At 73.3% G+C, this 12,332-nt stretch carries 7 protein-coding genes; 5 read left to right on the top strand and 2 right to left on the bottom strand.

Going from position 1 to position 12,332, the window contains the following annotated elements:
• Window positions 1-285, top strand: a 285-nt coding sequence (locus tag HYZ11_03180) for an NYN domain-containing protein (GenBank protein ID MBI3126589.1), incomplete at its 5' end; no start/stop codon positions are given.
• Window positions 286-352: 67 nt separating this feature from the next.
• On the opposite strand, the gene HYZ11_03175 is transcribed toward HYZ11_03180, so the two are convergent.
• Together HYZ11_03175 and HYZ11_03170 are read right to left on the bottom strand one after the other, a co-directional pair.
• Window positions 353-1,969, bottom strand: a complete 1,617-nt coding sequence (locus HYZ11_03175) for a thiamine pyrophosphate-binding protein (GenBank protein MBI3126588.1) — start codon at window positions 1,967-1,969, stop codon at window positions 353-355.
• 82 nt (window positions 1,970-2,051) lie between these two features.
• Window positions 2,052-3,086 (bottom strand): homoserine dehydrogenase, encoded by a 1,035-nt coding sequence (locus HYZ11_03170; protein MBI3126587.1) that lies wholly within the window; start codon window positions 3,084-3,086, stop codon window positions 2,052-2,054.
• Between the two features lie 470 nt (window positions 3,087-3,556).
• On the opposite strand from HYZ11_03170, the gene HYZ11_03165 reads away from it, so the two are divergent.
• The 4 genes from HYZ11_03165 to HYZ11_03150 are packed head-to-tail and all read left to right on the top strand — an operon-like array spanning window position 3,557 to window position 12,294.
• Window positions 3,557-4,522, top strand: a complete 966-nt coding sequence (locus HYZ11_03165) for an ABC transporter substrate-binding protein (GenBank protein MBI3126586.1) — start codon at window positions 3,557-3,559, stop codon at window positions 4,520-4,522.
• 39 nt (window positions 4,523-4,561) lie between these two features.
• Complete coding sequence (locus HYZ11_03160; protein MBI3126585.1) at window positions 4,562-7,750, top strand: PD-(D/E)XK nuclease family protein; 3,189 nt, start codon at window positions 4,562-4,564, stop codon at window positions 7,748-7,750.
• The gene (locus tag HYZ11_03155; protein MBI3126584.1) at window positions 7,747-11,136 is read left to right on the top strand and encodes a UvrD-helicase domain-containing protein; all 3,390 of its coding nucleotides are present in this window, start codon (window positions 7,747-7,749) and stop codon (window positions 11,134-11,136) included. Before HYZ11_03160 ends, HYZ11_03155 begins: the two co-directional genes overlap by 4 nt.
• 39 nt (window positions 11,137-11,175) lie before the next feature.
• Window positions 11,176-12,294 carry a dipeptide epimerase gene (locus HYZ11_03150; GenBank protein ID MBI3126583.1) on the top strand — a complete coding sequence of 373 codons (1,119 nt, stop codon included), beginning with the start codon at window positions 11,176-11,178 and terminating at the stop codon, window positions 12,292-12,294.
• Window positions 12,295-12,332 lie beyond the last annotated feature (38 nt).

Here is a 12,332-nt window from a genome sequence, read left to right as displayed (position 1 = left end):
CTCGGCGTGGACCTCGTGCGCCTGGCCACGAGCGGCCAGATCACCGACGCCATCCTCGTGGCGAGCGACAGCAACCTCGTGCCCGCCGTCTCGGCGGCCAAGGAGTGCGGGGTGCTGGTGTCTCTCTTCCACGGGCGGAAGGCCGGCGCCAACGAGGACCTCTGGACCCTCTGCGACGAGCGCTACGCCATCACCGATGACCTGCTGACGGCGGTCCAGCTCGCTCCCCGCAAGGACGGCCACGGGGTGCACGACATGCACAGCACTACGACGCTCTCGGCCTGAGCGCCGTTCCAGAAACGAAAAAGAGGGGGGCGGCGCGGGCCGCCCCCCTTCTCTTTTCTCCCCCGTCTCAGTCGTACACCGTCTCCATGTAGTGGCCGGAATCCACCTGGGCCTCGATGACGGTGGGGCCCGCCGCTCCCAGGGCCTTCCGGAGCGCCCGCTCCAGCTCCTCCGGCCCGCGCGCCGCGACCGCCGGGACGCCGAAGTAGTGCGCGGGGGGATCGGCGGGCATCGCCCCCTTCCCCTTTTCGAGGGAGGTGCCGTAGACCTCGAAGCTCCGGCGCTCCTGCTTCACCTGGATGAGGGAGAGCCACTGGTCGTTCAGGACGACGATGGGGAGGGAGATGCCCAGCCGCTTCGCCGTGGCCACCTCGCCGCAGGTCATCTGGAAGCAGCCGTCCCCGATGACGGTGACGGCCGGGAGCTCCGGCCGCGCCAGCTTGGCCGCGATGCCCGCCGGGATGCCGAAGCCCATGGAGGACCAGCCGTTCGTGATGAGGAAGGTGCGCGGCGCGTGGGCCGTCCACTGGCTGGCGATCTGGTGGGTGTGGGCCCCCACGTCGAAGGAGAGCAGCCCCTCCCGGGGCAGGGCGGCGCGCACCACGTCGATGGCCTGGTGGGGCGAGAAGCGGGGGGTCTGGGGCCGGAGCGCGCGCTGGAACTTCTCCTTCTGGCGCAGCGCCGCGTCCGAGGGCCACTCGTAGCGGCCGGGCCTCAGATCGATCATCCGCTTGAGCGAGGCGTCGAGGTCCCCCACCACCTCGTGGACCACGTTCACCTTGCCGCCCGTGTCGGCCGGCTCGATGTCCACGCTCGCCAGGGGCACCTCCTTGATCCAGGCCTCGTACTCCACCTCCACCACGTCGTAGCCCAGCCCGAGGATGAGGTCCGCCCCGCGCAGGAACTCCCGCTGCACCTGGCGCCGCGCCCGCTCGATGCACCCGATGGAGAGGGGGTGGTCCTCGTCGATCATCCCCTTGGCCATGGTGGTCGAGGCGAAGGGGAGCTGGTGCTTCTCGATGAAGGCGCGCAGGAGGCCCGGGTCCTTCATCCGCATGGCGGAGGCGCCGATGACGGCCACGGGGCGCCGGGCCCCGCCGAGGACCTCCTCCAGCTTGCGGAACTGCGTCTCGGGCGCCGGGTGGAAGCTCCGCCCCGCGGGGGCGGGCGGCGCCTCCTCCGTGGCCGGGGCCAGGCAGACGTCCTCCGGCAGGTCGAGGTGCACCGGGCCCTGGGGCTCGCTCAGGGCGGCGCGCAGGGCCTCCTCCACCGCCGGGGCGACGCGGCCCCTGCGCAGCGGATGGCTCCCCTTCGTGATCGGCCGGAAGAGGGCGTGGTGATCGATGTACATCTGGATGCGCCGGCCGATTTGGTCCGTCGGGATGTTGCAGGTGATGGCGATGAGGGGGGAGCGGTCGAGGTAGGCGTCCCCCACGCCGGTGGTCAGATTCGTGGCCCCGGGGCCCAGGGTGGCGATGCACAGGCCGGGCGCCCCGGTGAGGCGGCCCATCACGTCGGCCGCGAAGCCGGCCGAGCCCTCGTGGGCCACGAGGACGAACTCGATGCCCCCCTTCCGCATGGACTCGATGAGGGGCAGCACGTTTCCGCTGGGGATGCCGAAGGCGTACCGGACCCCGGCGGCCTTGAGCATCTGGACGATGAGGTCTCCGTTCGTCTGGGGCATGTCCTTCCTCGCCGGCGCCGCCGGGGCGGCGCGGTGGATGTCCGCGTCCGTTCAGGGAGCGCGGTTACCCGTGCGCCTGATCTTATGGCGCACGGTAAATATTGATGAGGTCCTTCAGCAGGGCGGCCGCCGCCCCCCTCGGGTCGCTCTTCCCGCCCAGGACGGTGACCCGGTCCATGGAGTCGGTGACGTACGTGATGCCCTTCTCGGCGCCGTCCACGGCGGCCAGGGGATGTCCCGCGGGCAGGGCCTCCGGCGCGACGCGAGCGGTGACCCGCCCATTCTGCCCCCGCTCGGCCCGGCCCACCAGCCGCATCACCCGGCCCTCGGCGGCCGCCCGGCGGACGTCCTCTTCCCCCACCCCGGTGATGCCCGCGCGGGCCACATCCTCGGGGCGCAGGTCCGCCCCCATGCACACGTTCGCGATGAGGGCGAGCTTGTTCGCCGTGTCGTAACCCTCCACGTCCAGGGTGGGGTCGGTCTCGGCGATGCCCATCCGCTGGGCCTCGGCCAGGGCGGCGGCGTAGCCCATCCCGCCGCGCATCCGGGTGAGGATGAAGTTCGAAGTGCCGTTCAGCACCCCCTCGATGGCCAGGATCTCGGCCCCGGCGAGGCAGGTCTGGGCCACGTCCAGGGTGGGAAGCGCCGCCGCGGCCGCGGCCGATAGCTTGAGGGCGGCCCCCCGCTCCGCCGCGAGGGCGCGCAATTCGCCGAAGTTGCGGATGAAGGGCCCCTTGTTCGCGCTCACGACGTGCATCCCCTTGCCGAGGGCGGCCCGGATGTGCCCCAGCGCCGGCTCCCCGGTGCGGATGTCGGTCGGGGTGCACTCGACCAGGAGCTCCGCCCGGGCCTCCCGGACGAGGTCCAGGCCCTTCCAGGCCGCCTGGAGGGCGGGATGGCCCCCGAAGCCCTTGCGGGCCTCGAAGAAATCCGCCGCCTCGGACGGGTCAATGCCCTCCGGCTGGTGGAGGCTCCCCACAAGCTCCCCGATCCCGGCCAGCCGGAGGTCGAGGCCGTAGGCGGCCCTCAGCGGCTCCCGCTTCGCGGCCAGGAGCCGCGCGAAGGCGCGCCCCACCCGCCCGAAGCCGCAGAGCAGGAACCGGACATCTCGGGCCACGGGATTTCCTCGCGCCGATGGGAAAAGAAAACGGGGGAAATCCCCCCCGGCCCCTCCTCATGCCACGCACGGGGGAGGGGGTCAAGGAGGGGCGGGGTGTCCACCTAGAACCACCCCCCCAGAACCTCCCCCCCTGAGGGGGGAAGGAAAGAACTCGCCTCATTCGAGGGCTGAAAGAACCCGCCCCCCCTTTTGGGCCGCATGCGGTCGGGTCCATGCGGACCCGACGTCCGCTTGCGGGCAGGCTTGAAGGGGGGAGGGAGCGCCCCGCCCAGGCGGCTCGCCGCCTGGGGACCCGGAAAGAGGGGCGCGATGGGGGGAGGTTTGGCTTGAAAGAGTACCTGCCGGACACCACCCCCCTGAGAGCTCCCCCTCGGCCACGGCCGTCCTTGCGCGGGCGGGGGATGTGTGGGAGAGATGGTCTGCCCCCGGCGCGGGGAACTCCCACACCCTCAGGAGGATGAGCCGCGATGGCCGACCTCGAGCTGACAGGCGCGTTCGGCGACTACGACCGCACCCACTACCTCACCAAGGGCCTGGTGAAGCCCGAGGGAATCGCCCTGCGGGTGGTGGAGATGCCCCCGACCGAGATCTTCCACCGGATGTGCAACTACCTCGAGTTCGACTGCTCGGAGATGTCCATGGGGGCGCACTGCTTCCTCCTGGGGGCGGGCGAGAGCCCCTTCGTCGGGATGCCCGCCTTCCCGAGCCGGGCCTTCCGGCACTCGATGGCTTACGCGAACACCGGCGCCAAGGTGGAGAAGGTTCCCGACCTGAACGGAAAGCGCGTCGCCATCCGCGAGTGGGGGATGACCGCCGTCGTCTGGATCGTGGGCATCCTCTCGGAGGAGTACGGCCTCGACATGAAGTCGGTGGAGTGGGTGGCGGCCCTCAAGCCCCGGGTGCCCATCCAGATGCCCAAGGGGATGAAGCTCACCTACATGAAGCCGGGCCAGAACCTCTCGGACATGCTCGACTCGGGCGAAGTGGACGGCGCCCTCTACCACCAGGTGCCTGCCTGCTTCGCCAAGGGCTCGTCCCGGGTGAAGCGGCTCTTCCCCGACTACAAGGCGGCCGAGGTCGAGTACTACCGCCGCTCGGGCATCCACCCGCCCATGCACTGCGTGGTGGTGCGCAAGGAAATCGCGAAGCGCGAGCCCTGGGTGGTGAGGAGCCTCTACAAGGCCATGTGCGAGGCCCGCAGGCGCGCCATGGAGGCGCTCTCCGACAGTGGCGCCTACTCCGCCATGGTGCCCTTCCTCCCCTCGGCGGTGGAGGAGACCCGCGCCCTCTTCGGCGAGAACTACTGGCCCTACGGCCTCGAGGCCAACCGCAAAACCCTCGAGAAGCTCGTCCTCTACGCCCACCAGCAGGGGCTCACCCCGCGCCTCCTCGAGGTGGAGGAACTCTTCGGGGAGAGCGTCCGGGAGGGGTAGCTCCGCCGAGCGGGGCGCTCACCCGGCACGGGAGTTCGCATGGCGGTGGCCCCTCCCAAGGAGCTCTACGTCGCGTCCTTCCACCGGCTGGAGGCCCTCGTGGGCGGCCTCCTCCGGCGGATGGAGGGGGGCGATCCCTTCCGCGCCCGCCGCGTCCTCGTCATCTCGAACCTGGTGCGGGACCGCCTGCAGGAGCGCCTCGCGCGGGAGGGCGCCTGGGCGGGGGTGGACTTCCTCACCCCGCTCGACCTGGCGAGAGAGATCGCGGGCCCGCGCGTCCGCCGCGCGGGGCTCCGGCCCCTTCCGCCCGGCGGGGACGCGGCCCTGGCCTCGCGCCTCCTCCGGGAGAACGCCGGCCGGCTGCGCCGCCTCCGGCCCCCCGAGGGGATCCCCGGCTACGACGAGGCCCTCGCCGCCACCCTGGCCGACCTGCGCGAGGCGGGGGTTTCTCCCGCCGATCTCCAGCGCGCGGGAGACGATTCTCTCCGCGACCTCGCCCTTCTGCTCGACGCCTACGAGGCCCGGCTCGCGTCGTTCGGTTTTTACGACGAGCCGGGGCTGCTCCGCGCCGCCTGCGGGGAGGCGGAGGCGTCGCCCCAGGACATCCCCACCCTCCTCTACGGCTTCGCCGACCTGAACGCCCTCCAGCGGCGGCTCGTGGAGGCCTGCTGCCGGAGCGCCCCCGCCGCCGCCCTCGTCCCGGCGGAGGAGGGTGCCCCCGCCTGCGCCTTCGTCCGGCCCATGCTCGCCTGGCTGCGCGCCCTGGGGTTCACGGACCGGAAGGTGGAGAAGGACGGAGAGCGACCCTTCGCGGAAGCGGGCCGGGCCCTCTTCTCGGCGGAGGGCGGGGCCTCCCTCGCGGGGGATGCCCTCCGCATCGTTTCTGCCCCCGCCCCGGGCCGCGAGGCCTTCGAGCTGGTGAGGGAGCTTCTGTATTCCCCCGGCGGGAGCCGCGAGGCCGCCGTCCTCGTCCCCGGCGGAGAGGGCTACGCGTCCCTCTTCGAGGAGACCTGCCGCTCCCTGGGCGTCGAGGCGCGCGCCGAGCGCGGAGTTTCCCTTGACCGCACTCCGGCGGGGCGGGCGCTGCTCGGGATGCCCCTCCTGCGCGAGCGGGGCTACCCCCGCGCCGAGGTGTTGCGTTTCCTGGACGAGGGGAGCTTCGCCGCCAGTGCCTCCTTCCTCGAATGGCGGACGGCCAAGGGCAGCGGGGAGGAGGATTCTTGCCTCGCCTCGCGCTGGGAGGTCCTCTCCCGCCGGCTGCCTTACGCGAACGGAGAGGACGGCTGGCGCCGGGCGATTGACCGGGCGAAGGAAGAAGAAGCGTCCGCGTCCGTAGGGGCGAGGCGCGCCTCGCCCCTGCGCACCTTCGAGGCCGCGCTGAACATCCTCTTCACGCATCTGCGCGCCCTGCCCGCGAGGGCCCTCCCCTCCGTCCACGCGGAGGCGGCGAAGAGAGCCTTCGAGGCGCTGACCGGAGAGATTGAGGGGAAAGAGGGCGTCCTCGCGGCGCTGGAGGGCGCGGGGCGGCTCGACCCTTTCCTCGGCGAGGTTGAGGGCGCGGAGTTCCGCCGGTGGGCCGCGCTCGCCCTCGAGCGCCCGGGCGGGGGCGAGCCCCCGAAGGCGGCGCGGGTGCGCATCCTCTCCCTCCAGGGGGCGCGGGGCCTCTCCTTCGGGACGGTGGCCATTCCCGGCCTGGCGGAGGGCCTCTTCCCCGCCCACGGCCGGGAGGACCCGCTCCTCGCCGACGACCTCCGGCGGCGGCTCAACGGGCGCCTCGCCCCGGAGGAGAAAGGGCTGCCTCCCCGCCTCGCCCTGAAGGGGGAGCGGATGGCGGAGGCGCGCTACCTCTTCTGGCTGGCGCTCCAGTCGGCCGGACGCCGCGTGGTGCTGGGCGTCCCGCGCGCGGGGGGTGACGGGGAGCGTTCGGAGCGCGCCTCGAGCCTCTTCTTGCATCACCTCGCCTCGGCGCTGGGGATCGCGGGAGAGGACGAGGGCCTGCCCCGCTTCGGCGCGGATATCCTCCGCATCGCCGCGCCGGGGCTGGAGAAGGAAACCCTCCGGCGCCGGCCCGTCAGCGCGCTGGAGGGTGACCTCGCGGCCCTCGCGGCGCTCCTGCCTCCGGCCCGGGCGGAGAGGGGGGCCCTCGCGCACCTGGGCGCGGCCCCGGGCTTCGCGCGGCGCAGGCAGGCCCTCGACGACCGCTGGCGGCCGAACGTCCTCACCGTTCACGATGGGATGCTGGAGGATCCCGATCTCCTGGAGCGGCTGCGCGGGCCGCTCCATCCCTCCCGGGCCGCCGTCGCCGTGACCCGCCTCGAGCGCTTCTTCCAGTGCCCCTATCAGTTCCTGCTCGGAAGCCTCCCGGAGCTCGACGCGGCGGAGGCGCCCGGCCCCCCGCTCGACGCGGACGGCCTGCTGCGCGGGAGCCTCTTCCACGCGGCCCTGGAGCGCTTCTTCCGCTCGCTGAAGGACCGGGGGGCGGGCCCGGGCGAGATGGCGGAGGAGGAATTTCACGGGGCGGTTTCCGCCGCCGCCGCGGGCGCGTTCGAGGAGGCGGAAGAGGCCGGTTCCGCCCTCCTGCCCCTGCCCTGGCGGCTCCTCCGCGCCTCCGTGGAGCGCCAGCTCGAGGGCTTCCTGCGGAGCGCCTACCGGAGCGGCCCGCCCGCCTGGCGGCCCGTCGAGGTCGAGGGAAAGTTCAAGGACTTGGCGCTTGCGCTCCCGCCCGAGGCGGGGGACGGCCGCCTCCTCGTGAGCGGCCGCTACGATCTCCTGGAGCGGAGCGCGGAGGGGGAGTACCGCTTCGTGGACTTCAAGAGCGGGCGCACCGCCCCGAAGAAGAAAGATCCGCTGGGCGGGGGCCTGTGGCTCCAGCCCCACCTCTACGTCCGGCGCGGCGAGGGGATGCTGGAGCCCGGCGCCCGCATCGGCGCGGCCTACGCCTTCGTGGCCGAGGGGGCGGGATACCGGCTGAGCGGGCTTTCCCCGGAGGAGATGGCCCGGCTGAGGCCCCAGGTGGACCGCCTCCTCGCGCTTTTCCTCCGCTCGGCGGAGGCGGGGGTTTTCTTTCCGCTGCCCTCCTCCGCCTGCGGCCATTGCGGCTTCATCGAGGTCTGCGGCCCCGAGCGCGGGCCCCGCGCCCGGCGCAAGGCGGAAGCGGCCGGGCGGCAGGCCCTGCGCATGGCCCAGGCGGCCGGCGAGCCGGACGGACCGGAGGAGGAGGAGGCATGAGCCGGCGCAAGCCCCTCGCCGATCAGGAGGCGCGCGATCTCGCCGTCACCTGGACGGAGGGCCCCGTCCTCGTCGAGGCGGGGGCGGGCACGGGCAAGACGCGCCTCCTGGTGGACCGGGTGGTCCACCTCGTCGAGAGCGGGGGTGCGCGGCTCGACGCCATCGCCGCCATCACCTTCACCCTCAAGGCCGCGGCCGAGCTGAGGGAGCGGGTCCGCAAGGGGCTGCGGGATCGGCTGGGCGGGGCGCGGGACCCGGGCGCGCGGGAGCGCCTGCGGGCGGCGCTCGAGGGGATCGATCAGGCCCAGATCTCCACCATCCACGGCTTCGCCCTGCGCCTGCTGCGCGAGAGGGCACTGGAGGCCGGCCTCGCCCCCGGCGCGGGGGAGGTGGATATCGTCGCCCACGAGGCGCTGCGGGACCGCCTCTGGCAGGAGTGGCTCGCGGAGCGCTTCACCCGGGGGGACGAGGGGATCGAGGCCTTCCTCTCGCTCGGCCTCTCCCTCGGCCACCTCACCGCGCTGCGCGACAGCCTCCTGGAGCTCCCCGAGCTCCGGGAGGGCTTCCCCCGGGCGCGGGACCTCTCGTCCGGAGAGCTCATGGAGAGGGTGCGCGCCTGCCACGCCCGCTGGGCGGCCCTCGCGGACGCGGAGTGCCTCGACCGCTCCGACAAGGCCTACGCCGAGGTGGCGCGGGTCGCGGAGTGGATGGGCGCCCTGCCGCGCGCCTCCGCGCCCGATCTCCTCCGCTCGCTCTGGCGGCCCTCGCTCAGGCTCAACAAGAAAGTCGGCAGCCCCAAGCGGTGGAGCGGAGGCATCAAGCCCTTCCGCGACGGCTACGACGCCTTCCTGCGGGAGGCCTGCGCCGAGGCGGGGCAGGAGATCCTGGCCGGGGCGATCGCCTCCCTGCGCGACTTCGCCGGGCGCCTCGGGCGCGCGGCGGCGGAGGAGGGGCTGCTCACCTACCAGGACATCCTCCACCGCGCCGTCCGGCTCGTGCGCGGGAGCGCCGGGGCGCGCGGGGAATTCCGGCGTCGCTGGGCGCACTTCCTGGTGGACGAGTTCCAGGACACCGACCCCCTCCAGGTGGAGCTGGTCTTCCTGCTGGCCTCGGGCGAGCCCTGCCCGGAGGACTGGCGCGGGGCGAGGCTCGCGGGGGGCGGCCTCTTCCTCGTCGGGGACCCCAAGCAGGCCATCTACCGCTTCCGCCGGGCCGACATCGCCGTCTACGAGGAGGCGAAGAGGATCGTCGAGCGCAGCGGGGGGAAGGTCCTCGCCATCACCCAGAACTTCCGCAGCGCGCCGGGCGTCATCCAAGTGGTGAACGGGATCTTCGGGCGGCTCATCGCCAAGGACGGGGACTTCCAGGCGGCGTACATCCCGCTCGAGGCGGACCGGGAGGAGGAGGGCCCGCGCGTCCTGCTCCTGGCGCCCAAGGATGCGGACGCGAAGGAAGCGCAGGGAGAGGAGGACGAGGCGGAGCGTTCTTCCGGCGAAGAGGGCGAGGCGCCGGAGGCCGGGAAGCCGGACGGCGCCGAGGCGCGCCGCAAGAAAGAGGCCGCTCTCCTCGCCTCCGCCGTGAGGCGGCTCGTCGAGGACGAGCGGCCCGAGATCCCCGCGCCGGGCGGGGGGCGGCGGCCTCTGGGCTACGGGGACGTGGCTCTCCTCTTCCGGGCGCGGACGGGCTACGCCGAGTACGAGGAGGCCTTCCGGGCGGCGGGGGTGCCGGTCGTCTCGGAGGGCGGGCGGGGCTTCTACGACCGGGCCGAGGTGGCCGCGGCGGCGGCCGTGCTGCGGGCCGTCCTGCGCCCCGCCGACAAGCTCGCTCTCGCGGCGGCGCTGCGCTCGCCTCTTTACGGCTTCGCGGACACCGACCTGGCGCGCGCTTTCATGCCGGGCCTCTCGCCCTCGCCCGGGTGGGCGGCGGCGGCGAAGGAGATCGGGGAGCTCCACGCCCTGCGCGGCGGGATGAGCGCCCGCGCCCTCCTGGGCGAGATCTTCCGGCGCACCCGGGCCTTCGAGCTCTTCCTCTCCACCTTCCAGGGGGAGCAGCGGGCGGCCAACCTCCTCAAGCTCCTGGACCTGGCCTTCGAGTATGAGGGGGGAGGGGCGCGCGCGGCGGAGGAGTTCAGCGCCTTCCTGGACGCCCAGGTGGCGCTCGGGAAGAAGGCCCGGGAGCCCGAGGCGGAGGCCGGGGGCGCCGGGGCGGAGGCCGTCCGCTTCATGAGCATGCACTCGGCCAAGGGCCTGGAGTTCCCCGTCGTGGCCCTGGCGGACCTGGGGGGGCGGGAGGGGTTCCGGAAGCGGGTCTGGCTCGCCGACCGGAGCGAGAACCGGGTCGAGATCGGGTTCTACGAGAAGAACGGGAAGGAGAATATCTGGTCCGTGGAGAGCCTGGGGTTCGCCCGGGCGGAGGAGCGGGAGCGGCGCTTCTGGGAGGCCGAGCAGGTCCGCCTGCTCTACGTTGCCGCCACGCGGGCGCGGGATTACCTGATGCTTCCCCTCTTTTCGGACAGGAACGACGCCTGGGCGCTCATGGCGAAGGGCGGGGTGACGATCGAGGCGCTGCGGAAGGGAGGCTTCGGGCCGGTGCGCCTGCTGGAGATGGAGACTCCCCGGGCGGAAGAGCCGGAGAGCTACTTCCGCCTGCCGCCCTCCGCCTTCGAGCCGGACGAGCGGAAGATTGACGAGGGGCGCCGCATGCAGGCGGAGCTGGAGGGGCGCCTGGCGGAGCTGAAGGCGCCTCCCGCCTGGCGGCCCCCGCTCGCCCCCAGCCGCCTGGCGGAGCACGAGGAGGGCTCCCGGGAGAGCGAGCGCTACGCCGGGGCGGACGGGACCGGCCGCGAGCGGAGCCTCGCCTTCGGCGCCCTCGCGCATGCCCTCCTGGCCGGGGTTGGCTCCATCCCGCCCGGTGAGTGGGAGGCACAGGCCCGCGCCCTGGCCCGCGAGAAGGGACTGGACGAGGCGGCGGCGCGGGAGGCCCTGGAGCTGATCCGCAAGGGGGCGGCGGGAAGGCTGCTCCAGCGGGCGGCGGCCGCCCCGCGCGCGTGGCGGGAGTTCTCGTTTTTCGCCCGGGTGGAGGGCCGGCTGGTCCGGGGCTTCGCCGACCTCGTGTTCGAGGAGGGGGAGGGGCTCGTGATCGGGGACTTCAAGACGGACGACGCGAAGGCCGGGGATGTTCCCGCGCGCGCCGCCCGCTACGCCCCCCAGGGCGCGGCCTACGCGCTGTGCCTGGAGGCGGCCTCGGGGAAGAAGGTGAAGGAGGTGGTCTTCTCCTTCCTGCGGCCCGGGGCGGAGCACGCCTTCCCGGTGGACGAGGCGTTCCGGGAGCGGGGGCGCCGGGCCGTCCGGGAGGACGGGCAGGGGACGCCAGCCGATATCTGCTAAGATTCTTTTTTCATTGTGCCGCGTATCGGGGAGAGGGACATGAAGGTGGCCTCGGTCGAGGTCTTCCGCGTGGACATGCCCATGCGGGGCTTCTTCAGGAACGCCTTCCACAACCACGACGTCCAGCCCTGCTGCCTCGTGCGCCTGCGCACCGACGACGGCTTCGAGGGGGTGGGGGACGCCGAGCCCTTCAAGGGCTACTCCTCGGGGGGGCGGGACGAGACGGCGGAGGCGATCGAGCGCCGCCTGGGCCCCGCGCTGCTGGGGGCCGACCCCAGGCGCGCCCGCGCCGCCGCGCGGTTGATGGACGAGGCGGCGGAGGGCCTCTACGAGGCCAAGGCCGCCCTCGCCATGGCCCTGGCCGACCTCCACGCCCGGGCGCTGGGCGTCCCCCTCCACGAGCTCCTGGGCGGGGCGGTGGTGGAGGAGGTCTTCTTCAACGGCTGGATCGGCATCCTGGGCCCGGAGGAGGCCGCCCGCGAGGCGAGCGCCTACAAGAAGCGGGGCTGGATCTCGGCCAAGGTGAAGGCTGGGGGGGACGTGGAGGCGGACGCCGCCCGGGTGCTCGCGGTGCGCGAGGCGGCGGGCCGGGACTTCGAGATCCGCATCGACGCGAACGAGTCCTACGCCCGGGTGGAGGACGCGGTGGCCTTCGCCCGCGAGGTGCGCGGGGCCGCGCCCTCCCTCTTCGAGCAGCCCGTCCCGCGCGCGGACCTCGAGGGCATGGCGCGCATTCGCCGCGCCATCGGCTTCCCGGTCATGGCGGACGAGTGCGTGTACGGCCACGAGAGCCTGCTGCGGATCATCCGGGCCGGGGCGGCGGACATCGTGAAGCTCAAGATCCTCAAGCAGGGAGGCCTCCTCCCTGCGCGCGAGATGGCGGCCACGGCCGAGGCGGCGGGCCTGAAGCTCGTCATCGGGCACGGCTTCGGTCTCACGGCCTACACCCTGGCCGAGATCCACCTCGCCGCGACCTCCGCGGCCTTCCTCAGGGCGATCGAGTCCGTGGGCCCCGACAAGATGCGGGACGACGTGGTGGACCGGCCCCTCGACATCGGCGCCGGACGCCTCGCCGTGCCCCGGGAGCCCGGCCTGGGGGTGCGTCTCGACGAGGAGAAGCTCGATCTCTACCGGGCGAAGGGAGCCGCCTTGGTGTAGCATTCCATCCGGGCATCCCTTTTTTCCGCCGTCCTGTC

Source organism: Candidatus Tectomicrobia bacterium, from assembly GCA_016192135.1.
Taxonomy (GTDB): Bacteria; UBA8248; UBA8248; order UBA8248; family UBA8248; genus 2-12-FULL-69-37.
The sequence above is the reverse complement of the archived record's forward strand: the minus strand, read 5'-3'. Positions and strand labels throughout refer to the sequence as shown.